At 45.5% G+C, this 24,489-nt stretch carries 24 protein-coding genes; 16 read left to right on the top strand and 8 right to left on the bottom strand.

Features of this window, described 5'->3' with window-relative positions; all coding sequences use genetic code 11:
* The 9 genes from VTAP4600_RS17680 (at position 1) to VTAP4600_RS17640 (ending at position 9,483) form a co-directional block, all read left to right on the top strand.
* Positions 1-486 carry a MarR family winged helix-turn-helix transcriptional regulator gene (locus tag VTAP4600_RS17680; RefSeq protein ID WP_102524129.1) on the top strand — a complete coding sequence of 162 codons (486 nt, stop codon included), beginning with the start codon at positions 1-3 and terminating at the stop codon, positions 484-486.
* Positions 487-966: 480 nt separating this feature from the next.
* The gene (locus VTAP4600_RS17675; RefSeq protein WP_102524128.1) at positions 967-1,860 is read left to right on the top strand and encodes a hypothetical protein; all 894 of its coding nucleotides are present in this window, start codon (positions 967-969) and stop codon (positions 1,858-1,860) included.
* Between the two features lie 64 nt (positions 1,861-1,924).
* Complete coding sequence (locus VTAP4600_RS17670; RefSeq protein WP_102524127.1) at positions 1,925-3,097, top strand: DUF5692 family protein; 1,173 nt, start codon at positions 1,925-1,927, stop codon at positions 3,095-3,097.
* Between the two features lie 109 nt (positions 3,098-3,206).
* The gene (locus tag VTAP4600_RS17665) at positions 3,207-4,079 is read left to right on the top strand and encodes a hypothetical protein (RefSeq protein ID WP_102524126.1); all 873 of its coding nucleotides are present in this window, start codon (positions 3,207-3,209) and stop codon (positions 4,077-4,079) included.
* A 124-nt stretch (positions 4,080-4,203) separates the two neighbouring features.
* Positions 4,204-4,785 (top strand): chalcone isomerase family protein, encoded by a 582-nt coding sequence (locus VTAP4600_RS17660; protein WP_102524125.1) that lies wholly within the window; start codon positions 4,204-4,206, stop codon positions 4,783-4,785.
* A 184-nt stretch (positions 4,786-4,969) separates the two neighbouring features.
* Positions 4,970-5,545, top strand: a complete 576-nt coding sequence (locus VTAP4600_RS17655) for a HupE/UreJ family protein (RefSeq protein WP_102524124.1) — start codon at positions 4,970-4,972, stop codon at positions 5,543-5,545.
* 65 nt (positions 5,546-5,610) lie between these two features.
* Positions 5,611-6,291 carry a hydrogenase nickel incorporation protein HypB gene (hypB, locus tag VTAP4600_RS17650; protein WP_102524123.1) on the top strand — a complete coding sequence of 227 codons (681 nt, stop codon included), beginning with the start codon at positions 5,611-5,613 and terminating at the stop codon, positions 6,289-6,291.
* 3 nt (positions 6,292-6,294) lie between these two features.
* Positions 6,295-9,117 (top strand): FAD-dependent oxidoreductase, encoded by a 2,823-nt coding sequence (locus tag VTAP4600_RS17645; protein ID WP_102524122.1) that lies wholly within the window; start codon positions 6,295-6,297, stop codon positions 9,115-9,117.
* A 24-nt stretch (positions 9,118-9,141) separates the two neighbouring features.
* Positions 9,142-9,483: a hydrogenase maturation nickel metallochaperone HypA/HybF gene (locus VTAP4600_RS17640; protein WP_102524121.1), complete on the top strand. Its 342-nt coding sequence runs from the start codon at positions 9,142-9,144 to the stop codon at positions 9,481-9,483.
* Between the two features lie 93 nt (positions 9,484-9,576).
* Here VTAP4600_RS17640 and VTAP4600_RS17635 read toward each other — a convergent pair whose 3' ends face one another.
* Both VTAP4600_RS17635 and VTAP4600_RS17630 read right to left on the bottom strand, forming a co-directional pair.
* On the bottom strand, positions 9,577-10,326 hold the full coding sequence (locus VTAP4600_RS17635) for a TetR/AcrR family transcriptional regulator (RefSeq protein ID WP_102524120.1): 750 nt from the start codon (positions 10,324-10,326) through the stop codon (positions 9,577-9,579).
* A gap of 253 nt (positions 10,327-10,579) precedes the next feature.
* Complete coding sequence (locus VTAP4600_RS17630) at positions 10,580-11,449, bottom strand: DMT family transporter (protein ID WP_102524119.1); 870 nt, start codon at positions 11,447-11,449, stop codon at positions 10,580-10,582.
* Between the two features lie 289 nt (positions 11,450-11,738).
* Between VTAP4600_RS17630 and VTAP4600_RS17625 the strand changes: the two genes are divergently transcribed.
* The 3 genes from VTAP4600_RS17625 to VTAP4600_RS17615 all read left to right on the top strand — a co-directional run bounded on the left by VTAP4600_RS17625 (position 11,739) and on the right by VTAP4600_RS17615 (position 14,234).
* A complete protein-coding gene (locus VTAP4600_RS17625; RefSeq protein WP_102525432.1) occupies positions 11,739-13,169 on the top strand; it encodes an aminotransferase-like domain-containing protein in 1,431 nt (476 codons plus the stop codon).
* 66 nt (positions 13,170-13,235) lie between these two features.
* Positions 13,236-13,919 (top strand): MOSC domain-containing protein, encoded by a 684-nt coding sequence (locus VTAP4600_RS17620; protein WP_102524118.1) that lies wholly within the window; start codon positions 13,236-13,238, stop codon positions 13,917-13,919.
* Positions 13,920-14,015: 96 nt separating this feature from the next.
* The gene (locus VTAP4600_RS17615; protein WP_102524117.1) at positions 14,016-14,234 is read left to right on the top strand and encodes a hypothetical protein; all 219 of its coding nucleotides are present in this window, start codon (positions 14,016-14,018) and stop codon (positions 14,232-14,234) included.
* A 67-nt stretch (positions 14,235-14,301) separates the two neighbouring features.
* Here VTAP4600_RS17615 and VTAP4600_RS17610 read toward each other — a convergent pair whose 3' ends face one another.
* The 6 genes from VTAP4600_RS17610 to VTAP4600_RS17585 form a co-directional block, all read right to left on the bottom strand.
* A complete protein-coding gene (locus VTAP4600_RS17610) occupies positions 14,302-14,685 on the bottom strand; it encodes an acyl-CoA thioesterase (protein WP_102524116.1) in 384 nt (127 codons plus the stop codon).
* 82 nt (positions 14,686-14,767) lie between these two features.
* Positions 14,768-15,739, bottom strand: a complete 972-nt coding sequence (locus VTAP4600_RS17605; RefSeq protein WP_102524115.1) for a hydroxymethylglutaryl-CoA lyase — start codon at positions 15,737-15,739, stop codon at positions 14,768-14,770.
* Positions 15,732-16,565: an enoyl-CoA hydratase-related protein gene (locus tag VTAP4600_RS17600; protein WP_102524114.1), complete on the bottom strand. Its 834-nt coding sequence runs from the start codon at positions 16,563-16,565 to the stop codon at positions 15,732-15,734. Before VTAP4600_RS17600 ends, VTAP4600_RS17605 begins: the two co-directional genes overlap by 8 nt.
* 44 nt (positions 16,566-16,609) lie before the next feature.
* Positions 16,610-18,214, bottom strand: coding sequence for a carboxyl transferase domain-containing protein (locus VTAP4600_RS17595; protein WP_102524113.1), 1,605 nt, complete (start codon positions 18,212-18,214; stop codon positions 16,610-16,612).
* Positions 18,215-18,261: 47 nt separating this feature from the next.
* Positions 18,262-19,431, bottom strand: coding sequence for an isovaleryl-CoA dehydrogenase (locus VTAP4600_RS17590; RefSeq protein ID WP_102524112.1), 1,170 nt, complete (start codon positions 19,429-19,431; stop codon positions 18,262-18,264).
* Positions 19,432-19,473: 42 nt separating this feature from the next.
* On the bottom strand, positions 19,474-19,860 hold the full coding sequence (locus tag VTAP4600_RS17585) for a MerR family transcriptional regulator (RefSeq protein ID WP_102524111.1): 387 nt from the start codon (positions 19,858-19,860) through the stop codon (positions 19,474-19,476).
* A 133-nt stretch (positions 19,861-19,993) separates the two neighbouring features.
* Between VTAP4600_RS17585 and VTAP4600_RS17580 the strand changes: the two genes are divergently transcribed.
* From VTAP4600_RS17580 to VTAP4600_RS17565, 4 genes are all read left to right on the top strand, one after another.
* Positions 19,994-21,229, top strand: coding sequence for a thiolase family protein (locus VTAP4600_RS17580; RefSeq protein ID WP_102524110.1), 1,236 nt, complete (start codon positions 19,994-19,996; stop codon positions 21,227-21,229).
* Position 21,230: 1 nt separating this feature from the next.
* On the top strand, positions 21,231-22,385 hold the full coding sequence (locus VTAP4600_RS17575) for an acyl-CoA dehydrogenase family protein (RefSeq protein WP_102524109.1): 1,155 nt from the start codon (positions 21,231-21,233) through the stop codon (positions 22,383-22,385).
* Positions 22,386-22,455: 70 nt separating this feature from the next.
* Entirely contained in the window at positions 22,456-23,259 is an 804-nt protein-coding gene (locus VTAP4600_RS17570) for an enoyl-CoA hydratase (RefSeq protein ID WP_102524108.1), read from the top strand.
* Positions 23,260-23,272: 13 nt separating this feature from the next.
* Entirely contained in the window at positions 23,273-24,487 is a 1,215-nt protein-coding gene (locus VTAP4600_RS17565) for an enoyl-CoA hydratase/isomerase family protein (RefSeq protein ID WP_102524107.1), read from the top strand.
* Positions 24,488-24,489: the final 2 nt, after the last annotated feature.

Raw genomic sequence — 24,489 nt, 5'->3', positions numbered from 1 at the left:
ATGGATGCAGTAGATAAAATTATTGGGCAATGGGCAATTGAAAAACCAGAGCTTGAAACGAAGCCGATGGCGTTGATTGGGCGTTTACTTCGATTGTCCAAACACATTGAAACGAAGTTGAGTGAATTTCACAAAAGCTATGATTTGAAAATGGGTGAGTTCGATGTATTGGCAACACTGAGAAGAAGTGGGTGTCCTCATCGCTTAACACCATCAGCGTTAATGAATACTATGATGCTAACCTCTGGTGCCATGACCAATCGCTTAGACAAACTCGAATCGAAAGGGTTGATTATGCGTTGTCACAGCAAAGAAGATCGGCGCAGTGTCTCGGTTGAATTATCGAAAGATGGATTCGAATTGATCGATGATATGATGCAGCACTATGTTCAAATTCAGCATGAATTGGTAGTGGATTTGTCTTTAGAGTCGTCTACAGAATTAGATCAATATTTAAAGTTATGGCTAAATCAATTTGAAAAGTAATCAATAACCACATTAACAGAGATCTCTTAACCACCGAAATGTCTCTTTTTAACCGCTAGCGCCAGCACTTCACCTATTCCACTTAGTGAAGTGCCACCTCCACCTCTTCCTAGATACTAAAGCTTTACGCCAACCACAGCACAGCAACTTGTTAAGTTTATTTACCTAAGTAACATTAAATCGTTAGCCTAACATCACGCAGAAATAACCCAGTTAAGCATTAAGTATTGCAAAATGTGACTTATCTGGCGGTCATGCATGCCGTAATGAGACAAAGTTCACGATTTATAAACAAAACCAATACCCACAATTTTAATGGGATTGTTTTATGAGCTGGAGCACATAAAAGATCACATTTCAGATCTAGAGTAATAGCTCTAGTTTAGAGTAAATAATCTAACTTAAAGTTATTGCTCTATTAATTTCTACGCAAAGTAGAAATGAACGAATTTGACATGTTGATAAACTTTTGGAGGGGCTATGGAAATTCCCATGATGCAATATGTTGTTTCAATGAGTGGTTACATTTTAATTCTGCTCGTTTTGGTTGAAGCAATGCGACGAACGCCGAGGCTGACCGCAGCCTTTTGGTTACTTTCACTACTTACCGCCCCGATGTGGGCTGAACATTTGGACGGTTGGTTTCGTTGGGTTAAAACCGTCAGTGTGTTAATTCCAACAGCAATTGTGGTTGGGGGAGCGAGGTTAGCGTGGCTTTATCACGATAACCCAAATAGAGTACTGAAGTTTTTTAGGGGCGATTGGGTTCTAAAAGTCCTTTATGCCGTTTTATTCTTGAACATTGCAGAAGCAACCGCAAAAGACTTCGCAACAGCAAACTATATGAATGCAATTTGTGGCGTCATTTTGTGTATTACTATTCCGTTCCCTCGATATAAGAACGGAAAGAGGAATTATTGGATAATAAGCAAAGATTCACCACACGACTTACTGTTTTATTCAACAGCTGCATGGAACTTCCTATATACAACTTGGAACTTAGCATTTGTGTTTGGAGAAAATCCAGGTTATTTCGCTTCATCATTCTGTATCTTGATGGCAGCAGAGCTTTACCCATTAATTAAAGGCCGTCCTGAGTTATACGTTATTGCTAGAGTATATACGTTAGCATTCCATATATTAATTCGTGCAAATGGCGATATCTTCACACCAATTATGGATTCTTCAAGTTGGGCAAATGAAAACGTTCTTTATTACTGGGGTGTGGCGAACTTGGCTATGCACGTTCCGTTTGTTATTTGGTATTTCTACAAGAAACAAAAAAGCGAAACAGGCGAGCCTCCATTTGGAAAAAATGCGCCGCCAGAAACCGAGCAAAGTCCTATGCACTTAGCTAAAGCGGTTAACGCATAGTCTTAATAAATGAGTGGTGCTCTTTAATTGGGCACCCAATAGATAATCAATGAGAGTATCGATTATGAAACTCATAAGTAAAAAATTCATAAGTATGCTGATTGCTGTTGTGCTTATGTGCGCGAGTTTTGTTGGTAGTGTGTCTGCTAATGAACAGTCCACAACTATCACGCCTGCGGGTGAGATATGGCAAGGAACGAGAGATGGCAAACCAGGAGAAGGTAGCCTGTTTTATCGCTTGGAGTTTGGCGTAGACGATAGTGTGCTGGTAACCAAACAATCTGGCGGGTTCAATAAAACAGAAACGCAGCGCTGGGTACAACAAGGGGATGTCATTCGTATATCTAGCATCCCGGGAGATGAAATTACTGACTTTGATGGTGCGACAATTAAGGTCTTGGATTCGGAGCAGTTTCGTTTCACTCTTGCAGACGACGGGTTCAACATTCATAAATGGTATCAGTATCGAGCAATCATGCACGTGTTGTTTGTGTTGTTTGGTTTGATGTTATTGAACGAAGTGTGTCGTCGAAACAAAAATCTTAATTATCTATTCTGGTTCGTGCTGCCTATCGTGTTGATTCCATTATGGTCAAGCTATGGTGTGACATATTGGTTTAAATGGATAAAACTATATTCAGTGGTAGGTGCGGCCGCGTTATTCACATTAATACGATTTACCAAAGTCGGGGATATGAAGTGGGCCAAATTCGGTGCAGCGGCCTTCCTAGCAATTAATATTTCCGAAGCGGTGATGCAAGATTTCAGTATGGGCAACATGGCCAACATATTGAATGCAATTGGTGGTGTGTTATCCATCATAACCCTAACTGGCTGGGCGAAGATCGCGGCAGACAAGAGCAAAGAGCGAGACATGGTGTGGCCCGCAATGACGGCTTTCTGGATCATTGCTTACGATGTTTGGAATATCGTTTTTGTTTACCTTAACTTCCCAGGGTCAGCAACCGCGCAAATGATGGTGTTAATTGCAGCAACGCTTCCTGCCATGTTTATTAAGAAAGGCACATGGCTACAAGCACGAGCATTTACTCTGGCCGGTTCATTTATGTATTACTTCAGCTGTCCGTTTATGTACGAAAGTAATGTCGTGATGATGCCACGAAATGATGAATTAATGTTATTGGCAGGTCTTGCGAGCTTTATTATTAACGCGGCCTACGCATATGTATTTTTTAGCGGGAAATGGAAAACAAGCAGAATCAAGTCACACGCCTAGTGTTGAATAATAAAAATAATTACAAATAAATATAATTATAACAACTTCAGTATCAATGCTAATAAAAATACTTTTAGTCCAAATTTTAACGAATTAAATAGGTAGTAATATGAAAAATAGCACTCTTGCAATGGCAATTATTTTGTCTATGGCTCCTGCACTTGTTAATGCAGCAGAAGAAAAGAAAAGCGATATCGATATGTCGAACCCAACAGATGTATATACGTCAGTAGGTGTTTCCTATGGCAGCGAAGGGATGAACCTAAAAGGGCAATTAATGTTGTCTGAAACAACGGGAGATTCAGGGCAAAAAACAGGCATTATCTTTGAAGCTAAAAATGTTTTTAACGAAGGCGATAAGTCGCCTAAGTTTTCGGGCACAGTCAATCACCCGACGTATGGTTTAGTCCCCACCTTTAATGACGAAAAAAGCGAGCGCTCTTATCGTTTCCGTTTCGGAACCATCAATACGACTAACGGTACAGGCTGGTCGGTAGATGCATCCATAGGTGACCACCCATTTTACGGAACCATGACGGCCGTTCAAGCAGGCCCGGTTATGACGATTCCGGTTACTGATAATTTCTATATCTTCCCCGTTTTGTATGTGGGGGGCGTGGTAGTTGAAGACAACATAGACATGCTGGCGAGTTCTGCACTTGGCTCTAATGCAGGAGCTCTTGGGTTGAGAAGCAGTGGCGTGGATGTCGCATCCTTGATCATGACGGGTATGGCCTATGCCCGTTACACCATTAACGATAATTGGTGGGTGTTAGGCAGTGCACGCTATACAGGTGCAATTCAGGGTAAAAACTGGAGTGATGAGGTACTAGAAGGCGGCATGCAAATGGCGAATGTTGAAGGCGAGATTTCTGTCGCGTACCAAATTAACAGCCACCAGAATCTTCGTATGAACTACAAAACCGATGATAGTGATGATACGGATGATAGTTATTGGTTGGAATACAACTACGCGTTTTAGGTTATTTCATTAATACCATGTTCGGCGCTAGTGCATTTAAAACTTTCCACTGCTCTCCCTCGGATGGGATGTATTGGCGCCAACTTCCTATTTCAATTATTCAAGAACAAGACAGGACAGTCGAATGAAAAAGAAAACTCTACTCGTCAGTGCAATGTGTTTGATGGCGTCTGCCGCGATGACATCCAATGCTATCGCTGAAACCCAAGTATCGGGCGTTAGCATTCCAGACTCCATAGATTTGCAAGGCTCACAAATGGTTTTTAATGGCGCTGGTGTGAGAAGCAAGTTCTTTATGGATCTTTACGTGGGCTCGTTGTTTACGCCAAAAGTGATGTCGAATGCGACCGAGGTTATTGCAGTCCAAGAGCCCGTTGCGATTCGACTCAATATTACGTCTGGAATGATCACGTCAGAAAAAATGACGGAAGCAGTATACGACGGTTTCAAGTTGGCGATGAACGGTGATATTTCGCCGATAAAGGAAAGCGTTGATACCTTCATTACTGCCTTTTCAGAGCCAATCCAAGAAGGGGATCAATTCACATTTTTGAGTGTGCCGACCAAAGGCATTGTCGCGTTTAAAAACGGTGAGGAACTGACGGTTACATCCGGTGAGCAGTTCCGACGTGCCGTCTTGTCAATTTGGTTAGGAGATAAACCAACAGACAGTGACTTGAAAGAAGACATGCTTGATAACTCATAACGTTAGCCAAGCAGGAGGGCATCGGATGTAAACGGTGCCCGTCTGGTTTTACCCTATACAGGATGAACCATGGTTCGAATGGAGAGACTTATCTCGATAGAAACACAGAGTTAAAACCAATGAAAAAGGCGAGAAAAATGAATGGCTGAGGTTATTGGTTTTAACTTTAATTAAGGAAAGCGACATGAAAAAGAGCAGTATTCAAGTTTTAGCATTAGCTGCAGTTTTCGCCCCCCAAGCGGCCTTAGCTCACGTTGGGGATCATGGTTTAATCAATTCATTCTCACAGGGCTTTCAGCATCCTATCTTTGGGCTTGACCACTTATTGGTGTTACTCGCAATGGGCGTTGTGGCTCAGCAAGCTACGACCAAAAAGGGTAAGGCTTTAATTGTACTTGGAGTCATCGGGAGCATGTTCTTGGGTACCATGGTCGGGAAACTTGCTGGCGCGGTCAGCGGTTTGGAATTCCTAATTCTGGGTTCGGCGTTTGTGGCGGCAGGCACAATCTGGAAAGCACGTGATACCAGCAATACGCTATCAACCGTATTGATGAGTATATCTATTGGCCTCGTGCTATTTCACGGTTGGGCTCATGGCGCAGAGTTGCACGGAGCAGCTCTTATGCAATTTATCCCTGGCATGCTATTGAGTTCGTCTTTGCTTTTGTTTGTTGGTTATCAATCTGCCAACTTCCTGCCCAAAAAGCTCATTGCAGGGGTCGTCGCTTCAAGTGGTTTCTTTTTGGCACTTTTAGGTTAGGTAAAAATTGATTCGGTCAGTTCATTTGAGCGCGCCGATGATAAATAATTATAAGGTAGCAATGTATGAATTACTTCAAAGTACTGGAAATCAAAGAAAGCGTATTTGATAACAACGACAAGCAAGCCGAATTGTTGAGAGCGGAGCTAAAAGAGAAGCAACTGTTTTTGCTTAACCTGATGTCTTCTCCGGGATCAGGTAAAACAACCACATTAGTTAAGACCATTGAAACACTGAAAAACGAAATGCACATCGGCATTATGGAAGCGGACATAGACTCGGATGTCGATGCACACACCATTGCGAAAACAGGCGCCAAAGTCATCCAACTTCATACTGGCGGTATGTGCCATCTTGATGCCTGCATGACTAAGCAAGGCCTTGCTGGGTTGGAGGTTGAAGGTGTCGATTTAGCCATTCTAGAAAATGTTGGGAATTTAGTTTGCCCAGCCGAATTTGACACGGGTGCTTCTAAAAATGCCATGATTTTGAGCGTGCCAGAAGGGGACGACAAACCACTAAAATACCCACTTATGTTCTCAATCGTAGACGTATTACTGATCAATAAAATCGACGCGATGGACTATTTTGACTTCGATTTGAACGCAGTCATTGAGCGTGTCACAAGGTTGAACCCAAATATCAAAGTGATTCCGATTTCTGCGAAAACGGGACAGGGCATTGATGAATGGGCGGACTGGCTTCGTACCCAAGTCGCGATATGGAAAGGTCTTGGTGAGGAATAAGTTATGTCGGAAGATAAAACCAAGTTGGACAATCATGATGTGGATATTCAGCCTAAACCGCGAGTAGTGAAAGACAAAGTACTCGACCTTGCCAACAAAATTAGCCGAACAAAACGAGGTTCAAAATCCGGCATAACAATAGATGATCCAGAGTACAAAATACTGGAACCGATTCTTACGGAAGACATGGCAGAAGTCACGCTCTGCTTGGCATTGCGGGAGCCCAAAAGCGCCGCTGAAGTCGCGCAGCTATGCGGACGAAGCGTAGAAGAAACAGAGGATCTGTTATGGCAGTCGGCTGTGGCGGGGACGGCTTTCGTTAATGAAAAAGATGGGATAGATAAGTACTGGCTAGATGTGTGGGTTCCCGGGCACATGGAAATGATCGTTAATAACAAAGATCTTATTCAGAAGTTTCCACAATTAGGCGCTGCTTTTGATGAGTTTGGTAAGAAAAAAGGCCCATTGGCAGCGGGTAACATCCCTGTGGGTTCAGGGCCGATGCGGGTAATTCCCATTGAAACCTCGATAGACGGCGACACCAGGACGGTTTCATACGAAGAAGTATCTAAGTATCTAAATGATAATGACATCTTCTCTATTTCTGACTGTGCCTGTAGAACATCAAGAGAAGCGATGGGAGAAGGTTGCGGGCATTTAAAGGAAGAAATGTGCATCCAGATGGGCCACGCTGCGGAATATTATGTACGCACAGGCCGGGGTAGAAAAATCACTCGAGACGAAGCGCTCGAGGTCATCAAAAAAGCAGAAGCCAATGGGTTGATGCACAGTATTCCAAATTTGGACGGATCAGGAAAAACGCACGCAATTTGTAACTGCTGCGGGTGCGGTTGTTTTGCCCTGAGGTTAGCTGAACAGTGGCAAAATCCAGACATGGTACGTTCTAACTACATTGTGAAAATTGACCGAGAAAAGTGCGTTGCATGCGGAGAGTGTGTCGAAGCCTGCCCAACCAACGCACTAAAACTGGGCCACAAGCTCTGCACTTCATCGGACACACACCCGAATTCACCGAGCAAGAATTCACCGGACAGGCACCTAACTTCCAACGGGCAGCAACGAACCGAACTGCCTTACGATACGGAGTGGGGAGCCGACAAATGGAACCCTGATTATCGAACCAATAAAGCGGTGGTGCTTGAGGGGGGAACAAGCCCCTGCAAGGCGGAATGTCCTGCTCATATCGGCATTCAAGGTTACATCAAACTCGCTTCCCAAGGAAAATACACTGAAGCCCTAGAGCTAATTAAACGAGAAAACCCATTCCCGGCGGTTTGTGGACGTATCTGCCCGAAAAAGTGTGAGTCTGATTGTACTCGTGGTGATATCGACGACCCTGTTGCTATCGATGACATCAAAAAATTCATCGCGCAACAAGATCTCGATGCTAAGACTCGCTTTGTTCCGAAACCCAAAAACAGCTTCGATAAGAAAATAGCCATCATTGGAGGTGGGCCTGCTGGCTTGTCGTGCGCGTATTATTTGGCAATTGAAGGTTACGCTGTCACTGTGTTTGAAAAGCAAAAAGTACTTGGCGGAATGCTTGCGCTTGGTATTCCATCTTATCGCTTAGAGAAAGAGGTGATCAATGCAGAAATTGACGTGCTCCGAGAGCTTGGTGTCAACTTTGAAACCGGTGTTGAAATTGGCAAAGACCTCAGTCTTAGCGATCTCAGAGAGCAAGGCTATCAAGCATTTTACATGGCGATTGGGGCACAAGCAGGGCGCTTACTGGGGATCGACGGTGAGCACAGCGTTGGTGTTACAACGGGCGTCGATTTTTTACGTGAAGTGAACTTAGGCATCAGTAAACAATTAACTGGTCGCGTAATTGTGATTGGTGGCGGTAACGTTGCAATTGATGTGGCGAGAACGGCAACGCGTTTGGGCAGTACTAGCGCTAGCGTGAGTAACAGCGTAGAAATGTTCTGTTTGGAATCAAGAGAGCACATGCCCGCTCACCAAGAGGAAATAGATGAAGCGCTAGAGGAAGACATCGGAATTAGTAATGGATGGGGACCAACTCGAATTATTTCAGAATCCGGCCGTGTGGTAGCGGTCGAGTTCAAAAAGTGTTTATCTGTATTGGATGAAACAGGAAAGTTCAGCCCGATCTTTGATGAAAGTGAAACCAAAACAGTAGAGGCCGAGCATGTGCTGATTTCTGTTGGTCAGGCAATGGATTGGGGATCACTTCTTAATGACAGCGCGATCAAACTTAACCCGAACCATACCATGCAGGCAGACGCCACAACATACCAAAGTGATGAACTCGACGTGTTTGTCGGTGGAGATGCATTAACGGGTCCAAGGTTCGCGATAGACGCCATTGCACAGGGGAAAGAGGGCGCGATTTCGATTCATCGTTTTGTTCAACATGGTCAAAGTTTGGTACTAGGGCGCATCAATCGAAACTATCGATCTTTTGAAAAGCAAAGCTTAAATCTCGCGGGGTATGATAATAGCCACAGACAGATGGTCAGCCATGTCGATGGAAGGAAAGCCAAAACCACGTTTAAAGATTTGCGTGACACTTTTACCGAAGACCAAGTCAAAATTGAAACCCAGCGATGTTTAGGTTGCGGCGTCGCAACCGCTGATGAATTCATGTGTGTAGGCTGTGGTGCGTGTACCACTCAATGTAAGTTTGGAGCGATATCCCTAGTTAGAGCCTACGACGCGGAAGGCGTAGACCTGCGTGATGCAAAGAAAACCATCATAAAATATACCCTAAAGCGTAAAGTCAGAATTGCGGTTAATAAGCCGATTAAACGCATTAAATCGATGTTCTTTATGGGCAATTAACGGTCATAAAAAGAGGGAAAGGGTATGCACGAACTCGGAGTAGTGATCGAAGTGGCAAAAACGGTGACCAATTTTGCCCGTAATAATGGCGTAACCAAGGTCGACACCATTGTTCTGCAAATTGGTGAACTTTCATCAATGATCCCTCGGTTTATTGAAGAGTGCTACCCTGCCGCGGTCGATGGAACAGCACTTGAAAAAACCAAATTGAAGATCGAAATTCTGCCTGCGAATGCCATGTGCAAGCAATGCCACCATGTGTTTAATGTGATTAAACATCGGTCTCATTGCCCTGAATGCAACAGTGCAGAATGGGGTTTGTTAGGAGGAAAAGAATTTACGATTAAAGAAATCATCGCGTGTTAACGATGAGTGCGGATAATAAAACGCGTTAATAACAAAAAGCCGATAATCTATTCAGATTATCGGCGTTTTTAATATAATTCGAGTGAAGAGGATTTAGTCTTCTTTGCCGAATAGTTCGTCATAACGTCGTACTAAAGAACGTTGGTCGGTCCGGTAGGAATTAAGAGGTGCTTTACCTTGCGCAGCGTCTAAAGTGTGCTCTTCGTGACTGACTCTCAATTCTTCGTATTTAGCTTTAAGAGCATCAAGCGTAGGTTTGCCCTCGGGGGTCGCGTAAGGGCTCATCAAGGCGATCATTTTTAATACTCCCTGATAAACAGCCGCACGTGAAATTTCTTGATTTCGAGTATTTGCCATCCATGAGCTAAGCCAGAAACCAGCCACCAAACGCATCAGTTCTACTAGGTCGTAAATGGCGTCGTCGTCGATGGCAATAACGCCTTCTTTTCTCATTCTATACAGTGAGGTTTGGGCGCGTTCACTCAGTTGTTTATGGGCGCCTAAGTACTTTTGATGCAGGTTTTCGTCTTTAAGTAGAATGTCTGGCATGCTGGCGTGAAAAAAACGAAATCGCCAAATACTATCGAATATCTGGTCACAATATTGTCGTAAGGTTTCAGCTGCAGACGTGTCTTCAGAGGCAGGTAAAAATGACTCATCCATGTAACAGATATATTCTTCAAAAATGGAGTGAATGATGTCTTCTTTATTTCTAAAGTGGTAATAAAGATTGCCTGGACTTATCCCTAAGTGTGCCGCGATATGGTTGGTTGTAACTGAACGTTCACCGAGCTTATTGAATAGCTCTAGGCTTGCATAGATGATTTTATCACGGGTTTTCATTCATTTTCCAAACAGACATTAAAAATACATATTTATTCTACCAGCTAAGATAGCGCCTAATGGTAGGACAAGCAATGGCTAGGGATTTGCGTTGTTAACGGTTCGATTGATTCAATAATGGTTAGCTTAGTCCTTATCTTGCATTGCGTCTTGCTCTGTTATTGGCAACTTAGTTTGTATTTCCGGCAGAACCACAAACAAACAGACGTCATGCTCCTAAAGTGCGAAAGGCAAGTTAAGCACGAAAGAGAAGCTAGGCACGAAAGCCAAGCATTTTCTGAATTTGAGCAAAACGAACATACACAAATAAAGACAGTAATATTACGCCACCGCCTAATACTTTCTTCACATCCAATTGCTCACCGAGCATGGTGAAACTCATGATCATGGTCCACACCGGTTCAAGAATCATCAATAACGACGCGGTTTCAATTTTGACTGTAAATTGCCCCATGGTTTGCAATAGGTAGCGAATCGAGGTGGCAACAAGCGTTGAAACTGTGAACCAAAAGATCGTTTGATTAGTGATTTCAAATTCTGCAGTGCCGCTAAGTAAAGCGAATATGGTGCCAGCGGCGCCTACCGTAAATAATTGCAGGGTGATGGTCACTAACGGTTTGACACTCGCACTGACTCTTTTGTTCAATACAAAATGAACAGACAGCAGGGCTGAGGCGAGTAGGAACAATAATTGGCTTTTTTCTACATGCCAGCCATTGCCTAACGTAAGTAACCCCATGCCGAGAATACTGATTGGTAAAGCAAACCAGAACGCTCGGTTTGGCCGGCTACGAAACAGTATCCACGCGGTCATTGGCGCAATGATCATCGCGAGCGCCATAATGAACGCACCTTCTGATAAACCATCACTTATTGATAAGGCGTAGATCCAGACTTGCAGCGAGACCGCCAAGAAGAGGCCGACACCACAAGATGCTGCAATTCGTTTTAGGCCTAATTTGATGATGGCCTTATAGCAGAAAGGGAGAAGAATTAAGCTTGCTAGCAAAAATCGTGTGGCAATGAATGCGTCACCCGGTACGTCTTGAATAACCATTTTTGATGCAATCCAGCCGATAGCGGCCAATATGGTTGCAACAAATAGATAGAGTTCTCCGCGCATGTTTGTCTCTTTATCTCGTTAATGATTTGTGGATCATTTGCAGGGTAAGTGTGAAGGAAATGACACATAATATAGATCTCGCGGAAGCATACGCCCAAACAGAAAAATAGCAACCTGCACGTTGGTTTCTTTCGTAATATTAACAAAGACTAAACCGAAGATTACCTCGTTTCGGTAGGGGAAGTGAACAGGCCAATTTGAGTGCCGATAAAAACGGTATCTGACGGATTTCCACTGCGCAACATCTGGTGATACAGTGTCTGGCCAAGGAACGGTGGAAGGCATTGCAATGACGCGCTATGAACTACTCGCGAAAGACCTCAAACGACAGATCATTCAAAAAGTGTGGCGTTCAGGCGATAAAATCCCTTCAGTAAGGATGAGCTGTAAGAGTACCGGATACAGTATTTCAACCGTGTTACAAAGCTATCAATTACTGGAGAGCCAAGGTTGGGTCGTTGCTAAACCTCAGTCAGGTTACTTCGTTGCACCTCAAATAGAGGACTTGATAGCGTCGCACTCTGAGCCTGTTTCAACATCTATCGTTCCAGCGCAAGTCAGCGACGTTAACATCAACGACTTGTTGTTTGATGTATTGAAGAAAAATCAGCAACCGGATGTGATCCCATTAGGTTCGGCTTTTCCTGACCCTTCCCTTTTTCCGCAACAAGCACTGGCGAGAAATCTGGCCAGCGCCAGTCGAAATATGCCCGGCAATAGCGCCATATTAAACATGCCGCCGGGTAGCGATAGTTTGCGCAGGAGCATTGCCCAGCGGTATGCCCAGCAGGGCTTAAGTGTTTCTCCTGATCACATCGTAATTACGTCTGGTGCGATGGAAGCCTTAAGCTTGAGCCTACAAGCGGTTACCGAGCCAGGCGATCTCGTGGCCATTGAAAGCCCCGCCTTTTATGGTGCGCTGCAGGCGATAGAGCGGCTCAACCTCAAAGCAGTAGAGATTACGACGCACCCAACTAAGGGGGTTGATCTATCGGCGCTCGAAGAGGCACTTACCGAACTACCCATTAAGGCCTGTTGGTTGATGACTAATTTCCAAAATCCGTTGGGTTACTGTATGTCGGAGCCTAACAAACAGACGTTGGTCGAGATACTGAACAAACACGGTGTGGCAATGATAGAAGACGATGTGTACGCAGAGCTGTATTTTGATGCAGAAAAACCAAAACCAGCCAAAACCTACGATCAACATAATAACGTGTTGCTGTGTGGGTCGTTTTCTAAGTGTTTGTCACCCGGGTTTCGGTTAGGCTGGGTCGTCGCGGGGGATCGCAGCGAAGCAATACAACGATTACAATTGATGTCGACCTTGTCGACCAGCGTGCCGATCCAGTTAGGGATAAGCCATTATCTACAATACGGCGCATATGACGCTCATTTAAGAAAACTTCGACGTAAATTAGAGCAACGTAAAAATCAGATGCATGAGGCCATTAAAGCGTACTTCCCAGCATCAGTTCGTATTACAGACCCTGGGGGCGGTTATTTCTTTTGGTTAGAGTTTGACCGGGAATTCGACTGTTCCGTTTTCTATGAGCAGGCATTAAACGAGCAAGTGGCCATTGCACCGGGTACTTTGTTCAGTAGCCAGAAAAGCCACACTAGACATATCCGAATTAATTATTCGTACTCATGTGAAGGTAAAATTCTTGAAGCCATTAAACGACTCGCTCAATTGGCACAAAAGATGAGTGTTTTATAAATCTCTTCAGCACTGGTTTACCTAGGTAATTAAAATTGCTAGGGTTCTGAAAAAAGGAAGACAAACATGACAAACAGAATCTACTTAAATGAGATTTATCGCGGAAAGGTTCAACGCAACTATGGCTTAGAAACCGCGATTGATAAAAGCCCAATTGAAGGCGAGGTATTTTTGTCACTTTTAGGTTTGGAAGGCGATCAATGCGCCGATCAAAAGCACCATGGCGGTGTCGAGCGAGCTTTACATCAATACCCCGTTGAACACTATGCTTACTGGAAAGAAAAGTATGGCGACGGTATGAACTGGTTGGCTCCGGGAATGGGAGAAAACATGAGTTCTAAAGGCATGACAGAAGACACGGTATGTATTGGGGACCGTTATCAATGGGGCGAGGCCGTTATCGAAGTGAGCCAGCCGCGTTCCCCGTGCTTCAAGCTGAATAAGCGGTGGGGTGTCGAAGGGTTATCTGTTGGCATGCAAGACATTAGCCGTTGTGGCTGGTTATACCGTGTTATCACGCCTGGTATGGTTAGTAACAGCGCGCCTTTAGAACTGGTAGAACGCCCAACCAATGCTATGTCTGTACGTGAAGTCTGTGATGCATTTTTTGGTGACCCACTTAATAAAGACGGGCTAGAGAAATTAAAACAACAAATTAGATTGTCAGACAGTTGGATGAGTAAAGTCATGATCCGTCTAGAAACCAATGAGGTCGAAAACTGGAACTTCAGATTGTTAGGTCACGCATAAAACAAACTGTTCTGTTTTTTATCACCAAATCTGTTCTACGTGTAACAGTTGCTAGCATGTTGAAATGGGAACTCATTTAATCACGGGGTTCTCACCATGAAAACGACAAAAACAAAACACGAGTTAAGACTTCTAGCCGTCACGATTGTGGGTGCTTTTTTATTGATCTTTGGACACCTTATTTTAGCTAAAAGTTTTGCGGATCTCCCTTGGACTGAAGCCACCGCGGCTGCTATTCCACTTCTTTTATTACTTCTCAGTGTCGGTAGCGTTTATTACGCCGTGAAAACGGAAGATAAGCCTAAAAGCGACTGACCCTTACTCAACAGGTTTAGGCTGTTAAGCGCAGGTTTGTTACGCTTGTTTGTCGTACCTGTGAGCGTTAAATAGCCAATAGCTGAGTACGTATGTGATCGGGTATTGCGATTGAAGTTTTGCTTTTGTAGTCAAAATAAATGAGTACGGCGATCCCTGATGCCACCTCGACGCCGTCTTGCCACGCAGTGTGCACAACTTGGCAAGAAGAGTTGCCGAGTTTTCCGATTGTGGTGCGTATGGTTATCGGTTTGTTCCAATAAGACTGGGCTGTTAAATCAACCTCAATACGGGCGATGATCAAAGGCCACGTTTTTACATCGAGGCTTGGGTGAAAAATCTCGAATATCGGTGTTCTAGCGTGTTCGAACCAAATAGGAAATGCGGTATTGCTAATGTGACCTAATGCGTCGGTATCCGTAAAGCGAGGTTCGATGGTGCATTCAAACATAATGAATTCCTATGATTTATGGGGCTTGGCTTATGGTGTCCGTGGCTTAAGGTGCCTGTCCGGTGTAAATTCGCTGTATCAATCACGAGTTGCGTAAAGATCGTGCATAAAGTGCCAGAGAGACTTTTGAGCTGGGCTGTCGATTAAGTTGTTGGCTTATTTCCCAACCCGCTTTCGCGACTTTGATCAAATCGACGCCGGTATGTATACCGAGTTCATGACATAAATACAGAACATCCTCGGTTGCGACATTTCCAGCCGCGCCTTGTGCGTAGGGGCAACCTCCTAATCCCGCAACACTGCTGTCGATCACCTTAATGCCCATCATCAGTGACTGATAAATATTTGCGAGAGCTTGACCCCACGTGTCGTGAAAATGCACCGCGACATTCTGGCTCGGTATCTGAGATAACACCGCTTCTAACATTTTAGCCGTACGCAATGGGGTTCCCGTCCCGATGGTGTCGCCAAGGGAGATCTCAAAACAACCAAGATCAATCATGTCTTTTGCAATGCGGGCGACTTGTTTGGGGTCGGTTGAACCATCGTAAGGGCAATCCATCACGCATGATAAATATCCTCGAACGGGAATGTTGTGTTGTTTGGCTCGGCTAATCAGTGGAACAAAACGCTCAAAACTCTCGGCAATCGAACAATTAATATTATGTTGGCAGAACCCTTCAGATGCGGAACCAAATACAGCAACTTGATCGACACCTGCGTCAATGGCTTTGTCTAACCCCTGTAAATTAGGCGTCAATGCCGAATAAACCACATTGGGTGCTCGATGTATTCGTTGCAGAACCTGATCAGAGTCGGCCATTTGTGGCACCCATTTAGGAGAAACAAATGAACCGGCTTCAATGTGGGTTAACCCGGTTGTTGAAAGTTGATTGATCAAAGTAATTTTGGCTGCGGTGCTTGTTTTGGTTTCGTTTTGCAAACCGTCACGAGCTCCCATTTCGACGATGCGAACATGGTTTGGCAATCTGCTTGTAATCTCAGATGCCTGAGCTAGCAAGCAGTTGGCGCTGTCGGGAAGCGGATTACTCATCGGAAGACCATTTAGGTGGTCGCTTGTCAAAAAATGCACTCAAGCCTTCCTTCCCTTGTTTGGATGCTCGTGCATCAGCAATAAGCTGACTGGTATGGCTGACTAGCTCGTCATCAATGGGGTGTGCGTAACAACGGGCACATAACTGTTTGGTTTGAGTCAAGGCATTTGGGCTATGAGCGAGTATGGCATCAATAAACTGGCTGATGGGGGTGGAAGGTTGACGGGTTAGGCCGTGAGCCTCAACTTGTCGGTGTATGATCCCCAGCTTCAACGCTCGGTTAGCGCTGATGGTTTCGGCCGTAAGCATATAACGTCGTGCTTGACGGGTTCCGATTGTCCTATTCACATAGGGCCCAATCGTCGCAGGGATCAAACCAAGCTTTACTTCACTTAAGCAAAATCGGGCACTTTGGCAAGCAATGGCCATATCGCAACAACAGATAAGGCCAAGGGCTCCACCAAAAGCACTACCTTGAATAACGGCAAGGGTTGGGTGTGGAAAGGTATCTAACGAGTGGAGAAGCAGTGCCAAATTATGCGCGTCTTGTTGATTTTCGTCCTTCGATTTATTGGCCATGGACTGCATCCAAGATAGATCGGCTCCGGCAGAGAAGTGCTTGCCATTGGCTTGTAATATGAGACAGCGAACAGCAGGGTTCGCGGCGAGCGCTTGAAGATGTTCTAGCAGTTGATGGATAATCACATCATCGAATGCGTTAAATTTATTCGGGCGGTTGAGTGTGAGCGAAGCAACCCCTTTGCTATCGATTTGGCACAGCACGTCTTCGGCACGATGATTTACTTGTTCAGCCTCATTAATCATTTGATCTCCTTATTATGGTGAGCTTCCTTTCATCTATAACCAGGTCACATACGGAAAATACCGAATGTGCTTTCTGGAATAGGGGCGCGTAATGCTGCTGCGAGTGCATATCCAACCACTTCTCTGGTGTCTTTGGGGTCGATGATCCCGTCGTCCCAGAGGCGCGCACTGGCGTAAAATGGGTGACTTTGTTGTTCATACTGGTCGATGATCGGTTGCTTAAACTGGGCTTCCTCTTGTTCGCTCCAGATTTGCTCTGTCCTTTCTTTGATGTCGCGTTTAACTTGCGCCATTACGCCTGCTGCTTGTTCCCCCCCCATTACGGAAATTCGGGCGTTTGGCCACATCCACATCATTGTTGGGTTATAGGCGCGGCCACACATCCCGTAGTTTCCTGCTCCATAAGATCCGCCAATGATGACTGTGAATTTGGGAACGTCAGCACACGCCACGGCCATGACCAACTTCGCGCCATGTTTGGCAATGCCTTCAGATTCGTATTTCTGACCAACCATGAATCCGGTGATATTTTGTAAGAAAAGCAGCGGGATTTTTCGCTTAGCGCATAGCTCAATAAAATGAGCTCCTTTTTGAGACGATTCAGAAAATAAGATGCCGTTATTGGCAACAACACCTATCGGGTTTCCATGCAATTTGGCAAAACCACACACCAATGTTTGTCCGTATAATGCTTTAAACTCGTCGAAGTCTGAATCGTCGACCACCCGAGCGATGACTTCTCGTACATCAAATAAGTGGCGCAAGTCGGCGTTAACGATGCCGTATATTTCTTTAGCGTCATATCGCGGGGGAACGACAGAGTGGGCTTTTGTACGGGTTGGTGTTTGGTTGCAACTGCTGATGGCTTGCCTTGCAATGTTTAGCGCATGAGCTTCACTGTTGGCGTAATAATCTGCGACACCAGACTTTTTACAGTGAACATCGGCGCCGCCTAATGCTTCTGCTGTGACGATTTCACCTGTCGCGGCTTTGACAAGCGGTGGTCCCGCAAGAAAGATGGTGCCTTGCTGTTTAACAATGATTGAAATATCGGCCATCGCAGGAACATAAGCGCCACCTGCTGTACATAAACCCAGTACCACGGCGATTTGAGGAATGCCTTTGGCAGACATACGCGCTTGGTTGTAAAAAATTCGGCCAAAATGCTCTTTATCAGGAAATACTTCATCTTGGTGGGGGAGGTTAGCGCCGCCAGAATCGACCAAATAAACACAAGGAAGATGGCATCCCTCGGCAATTTCTTGCGCTCGCAGATGTTTTTTTACGGTGAGTGGGTAATAGGTGCCTCCTTTCACAGATGGATCGTTAGCGATAATCATGCATTCAATTTTGTTAATTCGCCCAATGCCTGCCACAACACCGGCGCAAGGAAGGGGGGCTTCATACACGCGCCACGCAGCAAATTGGCCTATTTCTAGGAAATAAGAATCGTCGTCTAACAGGCTGTTGATTCTGTCACGAACGGGAAGTTTTCCCTTGGCCTTTTGGCGCTCTATTGCCGCTGCGCCGCCACCTTGTTTGATCACATCTAAGTTAGATTGAAGGTTCTCTAACATGGTTGTCATGACTTTTTCATTAGCGATAAAGTGCGGATCACTTGGCTTGGCTTTCGTTTGAATAATCGTCATGACTCTTCCTTTTTGTGTTGAGGGTTATGGACAGAGTTGGAGTTGATCTAACGAGATTCTTCAAATAGCTCTCTGCCAATCAACATACGCCTGATTTCCGAAGTACCTGCACCAATTTCATACAGCTTTGCGTCGCGCAGCAATCGCCCTGCAGGGAACTCATTGATGTAGCCGTTCCCGCCCAGTAACTGAATGGCGTCCAGAGCCATTTGAGTCGCCAACTCAGCGGCGTATAAAATAACCCCAGCAGAATCTTTTCTGGTTGCCTCTCCTCTATCACACGCCGCCGCAACCGCATAAAGGTAGGCACGAGCGGCGTTGGTGCGGGTATACATATCGGCGACTTTGGCCTGTACTAACTGAAATTCACCGATAGAGCGGCCAAACTGTTTTCGGTCATGTACGTAAGGGATAACCAGATCTAGGCAAGATTGCATGATGCCAAGGGGGCCGGCCGCCAATACAACTCGTTCGTAGTCTAACCCGCTCATTAGTACTTCAATACCGTGATTGACAGAGCCGAGAACATTTTCTTGCGGTACTTTGCAGTTGTTAAAAACCAGTTCGCAGGTGTTGGAACCACGCATGCCGAGTTTGTCGAGCTTTTGGGCGTGACTGAACCCTTCAAACTGGCTTTCAACAATAAACGCCGTAATTCCATGAGATTTCTCGTTAGGATCTGTTTTCGCGTAGACAACGATGGTGTGAGCATCCGGCCCGTTAGTGATCCACATTTTGGTTCCGTTGAGTACGTAATCTGAACCATCAAAGGTGGCATTGAGCTGCATGCTGACAACGTCGGAACCGGCGTTTGGCTCACTCATGGCTAATGCGCCAACGTGGCGACCATCGATGAGTTTGGGTAAGTATTTTTCGCGTTGTGCGGGGGTTCCATTACGAAAGATTTGATTAACACAGAGGTTTGAATGTGCACCATAGCTTAAGGCAACCGATGCAGAAGCGCGGCTGATCTCTTCCATCGCTACCACATGGGCTAAATACCCCATGTCTGCTCCGCCGTATTGTTCTGCAACGGTGACGCCCAGTAGCCCCATATCGCCGAATTTTTGCCAAAGATGATTTGGAAATTCGTTGTTTGCATCAACCTCGGCAGCAATAGGGGCGATGTATTGCAGCGCGAAGCCGTTAACTTGCTCTCGAAGCATGTCGATGGTTTCACCTTGCGCAAAGTTGAGTGGAGAAAACGCACTTTTCATAAATCCTCCCATATCTTTTAAACCAATCAGGTTGTATACAAATCAGATCGTTGCCGAGTTTGTCGAACCTCCCAGCGCTTGCTGGCATCGTTCTCGTGCTTGATCAAGCTCGGTCATAACGGCGTTGATGTCATCAAGTTGCTGTTGCAGTAACGCTTGTTTGCCATCGATGACTTCAAGCATTTTCTTTAGCTGAACTTCACCTTGATTGGTGTCGTACAGTTCCAGCAATTCGCCAATTTCCGCTAGGGATAAACCCAGTCTTTTACCTCGGAGAATAAGCTTGAGCCTAATTTTATCTCGGCGTTGGTAGAGGCGGATCTTCCCTTGTCGTTCTGGGTGGATGAGCCCCATGTCTTCGTAAAATCGAATGCTTCTGGTCGTGACATTAAACTCATTGGCAAGCTCACTAATTTTGAACGTTTCCATAAATCCGTTCCTCGATGCTGACTTGCTTGTTAATTTTTTGTTTCTTTACGTTAACGTAAATGTTAGTGCTATGCTTACGTAAACGTCAAGGTAGGTCGGAACAAATATACATATCGTTAATGAGGGCAAAGCCATGGATAAAACCATTTGGGTTGTAGCTGCAAAACGAACGCCTATTGGCAGCTTTCAAGGTCTGCTGAGAGATTTCACTGCGCCTCAATTAGGCCAGGTCGCCATTCAATCAGTTCTCCATGATTTGTCTCCCGACGGCTCTCCAGCCAAAGATATGATTCAAGAAGTCTTCATGGGGTGTGTCTTACCTGCAGGCTGTGGTCAAGCTCCGGCACGCCAAGCGGCCATCGGGGCTGGGCTTCCATACTCGGTCGGGTGTTCAACCATTAACAAGGTATGCGGCTCGGGCATGAAGTCGGTGATGTTGGCTCATGGCTTAATTCAGTCGGGGCGGATAAAAGGCGCTTTGGCTGGTGGCATGGAGAGCATGACTAACGCTCCGTATCTGCTTAAGGACGCGAGATCGGGTTTACGCCTTGGCCACAAAACAACGTTTGACCATATGTTTCTCGATGGTTTACAAGATGCTTACAGTAATGAACTGATGGGAGTGTATGCGGATAGTATCGCTGAGAAATACGATATTAGTCGAGATGAGATGGATCAATGGGCCTTGTTGTCGTTAAACAGAGCGTTAGATGCGCAGCAAAACCATCGATTTAAAAATGAAATAGCACCTGTTGTCTCTACCTATGGAGAAGATGACCCCGTGTTAGCGTTTGATGAGCACCCGAGAGAAATAAAATCCGATAAAATCCCTCTTCTTCGCCCTGCATTTTCTCCGAATGGCCGAATTACAGCCGCTAATGCCAGCTCCATTTCTGACGGCGCAGCGGCGCTTGTGTTAATGGACGCAGAGCACGCCAAACAACAGGGCTTCGAACCGCTAGCAAAAATTGTTGGCCATACCACTCATTCTCGGAGCCCTAGCGAATTTACAATCGCGCCTGTATTCGCCATTGAACAACTGCTTAAGGAGCAACAATGGTCTATCGACGACGTTGATCTTTGGGAAATCAATGAAGCGTTTGCAGTGGTGACTCAAATAGCGGTGCAAGAACTCAAGTTGGATATCGAAAAGGTGAATGTCAATGGTGGAGCCTGTGCACTCGGGCACCCTATTGGGGCAAGTGGCGCGCGCATTATCGTGAGCTTGATACATGCCTTGCGATATAAACAGAGCCAAGGTATCGCCATGAGCGGTAACGATGAGCCAAGAAGGATGCGAGGAATTGCAGCCTTATGTATTGGTGGTGGAGAAGCAACCGCTATTGCCATTGAAGTTGGAGGGGAGTGAGATGGATTTTGAATTGAATGAAGATCAACGCGCCTTTGCGGATGTTGCCTACCAATTTGCCCAAGAACACTTGACGCCAATGGCATCAAAGTGGGATCAAGATGAACACTTTCCAAAAGACGTTATCCGACAAGCGGGTGGTCTTGGTTTTTTGAGCCTCTACACCGGTGAGGAGGAGGGCGGCCTCGGCTTATCTCGTTTAGATTCATCGATTATTTTTGAGCAATTATCGATGGGCTGTACCTCGACCACGGCATATATGACGATTCACAATATGGTGAGTTGGATGGTGTCTCGCTATGCCACCGATGATGCTAAAGCCGTTTTTTGTTCACGACTTATCTCAGGAGAATGGTTGGGGTCGTATTGTTTAACCGAGCCTAATGCGGGATCAGACGCAGCCTCACTCACCACTTCTGCTAACAAGGTAGAGGATCACTACGTGCTCAATGGCACAAAAGTGTTTATTTCCGGCGCTGGTGATACCCAAGTGCTGGTTGTGATGGCGAGAACGGGCGAGCAAGGAGCAAAAGGCATATCGGCTTTCGTTGTTCAAGCTGATAGTAAGGGCATCAGTTTTGGCCGCAAAGAGCCAAAGATGGGCTGGAATAGCCAAGCAACTCGAAGCATCACTTTTGATCACGTCGTCGTACCGAAAAGCCAACTGTTAGGGCGAGAAGGTGAAGGGTTCAACCTTGCAATGAAAGGGCTCGACGGTGGCAGGATCAATATTGCGACATGTTCGATAGGGACAGCGCAACAAGCTCTCAATGATGCGACTGAATATATGCAGCAAAGACAACAGTTTGGCAAAGACTTAGCGTCGTTTCAAGGGCTGCAATTTAAGCTTGCAGACATGGCAACCGAACTTGTCGCGGCAAGACAATTAGTGAGATACGCCGCCAGTAAGCTGGATAATCAAGACCCAGAAGCCAGTGCTTATTGTGCTATGGCGAAACGATTTGCAACCGACGTGGGTTTTAGAGTTTGTGACCAAGCGCTGCAACTTCATGGCGGTTATGGCTACATTAAAGATTATCCATTAGAACGTTATTTCCGAGACGTGCGTGTTCATCAAATTTTGGAAGGCACCAACGAAATTATGCGGTTGATCATAGCGCGCCGTTTGTTGGCCGAAGAAGCGCGCCTTCTCTAGGCTTCTTAGAGAACTTTGAAAGCGATGGCAGAGTCGCCGTCCTATAACGACAACGATTAAGGAAATAAACATGCCAAACTTCCCCGATTCTTCCCTGAAAAAGCATGCCTTAGTATTAGAGATATCGAATCATATTGCGCTTGTAACCATGAACAACCCTCCTGCCAATACATGGACAAAACAAAGTCTTGGTGAGTTGAAAAATTTGGTGGAATCATTAAATCAAAATTCTGATGTTTATGCTCTCGTGCTAACCGGTCACGGAGACAAGTTCTTTTCGGCGGGCGCTGATTTGACGCTGTTTGCGAGCGGGGATAAATCCGTTGCTTTTGATATGGCACAAGCCTTTGGCGAGGCGTTCGAAATGTTGTCGAATTTTAGGGGGGTGTCTATTGCGGCTATCAATGGTTACGCAATGGGCGGAGGGCTGGAAGTGGCTTTGGCATGCGATATACGTATAGCAGAGAAACAGGCCAAATTGGCGCTACCAGAAGCTAAAGTCGGGCTATTGCCCTGTGCTGGCGGAACGCAAAATTTGACACGATTAGTCGGCGAAGGTTGGGCAAAGAGAATCATATTATGTGGTGAGCAAGTGAATGGTAATCAAGCATTGCAGATACGGCTTGTTGAAGAAGTCGTTGAGCAGGGAGCAGCAGTTGGGACTGCCATGGATTTAGCAGCTTCTGTTGCGAATCAGTCGCCCTCTTCGGTAACTGCGTGCAAAACCTTAATTCAGAATACAAGGCGTGAGCCTTCACAACATGGTTTGATTAAAGAACGGGAACTGTTTGTCAATTTGTTCGATACGAAAGACCAAACGGAAGGCGTTAATGCGTTTTTGAATAAGCGTGAGCCTTGTTGGAAGAACGAGTGATAAGGAGGCTGCAATGCCAATAGGTCAGGTTAATTTTGAAGAGCTTCCTTGTTCTAACGGCGTTCACTCGGTGGGAGTGGTGACGTTGGATAACATTGCATCACTCAACGCCCTTACATTTGAGATGTTGCACCAATTGAAGGATCAGTTGGATGCATGGAATCGTTGCGAGCGCGTAGCGTGCGTTTGGCTTGAGGGTTCTGGAGGCAAAGCGTTTTGTGCTGGTGGTGATGTACGAACCATGTATCAAGTGATGTCGGAAAAGGCAAAAAATGAGGTGGAATATTTTTGCACGCGTTATTTCACTTTGGAGTACCAACTCGACTATCTCATTCATACTTTTAGCAAACCAGTCATCGCGTGGGGTGACGGTATTGTAATGGGGGGAGGCATGGGGCTCTATATGGCCTCGAGTCATAAAGTGGTGACCGCTAAGTCGCGCTTGGCAATGCCGGAAGTGAGTATCGGTCTTTACCCAGATGTAGGGGCGACTTGGTTTTTAAATCGGATAGACCCAAGCGTAGGACTATTTATTGGCTTAACAGGAGCTCAGATAAATGGGTGTGATGCGTTAGAGGTCGGTTTGGCAAATCATTATCTTTCTAGCGAGCAGCGTATTACCGCCCTTGAGCAGTTGCAGATCTGTGACTGGCAAGACACAGAAGACCGAGATCTTATCGTGACCGAGTTACTCGAAGGTTTATTCGTTCTCAATAGTGATTTGAAGCCAGAAGGTTCTTTAACGAGATACTTAGACGAGATCCAAACGATATTCGCGAACAAAAATTTGAATCAAATAATTACAGATTTTTATGCTTTATGTCGCCGTGAAAGCGACCGAAAAGAAGCAATTGAGCCTCAAATCATTAATGAACATCAATGGCTGGAAAGCGCGAAGCGTAATTTGCGAGACGGAAGTCCAATAACGGTTCATATCTGTTTTCGACAAATCAAACAATGGAATACGCTGTCTTTGGCTGAGTGCTTTCGTTTGGAGCTCGGACTATCGGTTCGATGCGCTACGCTCGGCGAATTTCAAGAGGGAGTACGGGCTCGTTTGGTCGATAAAGATGGCAAGCCCAATTGGTTGTTTTCGAGCATTGTTAACGTTGATGAGTCGGTGATTGATGGCTTGTTTGCACCATTGTGGAATATTAAGCAACATCCACTCGCTCGGCTAGGTATGGATAATAGTCAAACTAGAAAAATGACTGAGAATAAGGAATAAAA

This window comes from Vibrio tapetis subsp. tapetis, from assembly GCF_900233005.1.
GTDB lineage: Bacteria > Pseudomonadota > Gammaproteobacteria > Enterobacterales > Vibrionaceae > Vibrio > Vibrio tapetis.
Note: the sequence above shows the minus strand (reverse complement) of the source record. Positions and strands in the feature narration are given on the sequence as shown.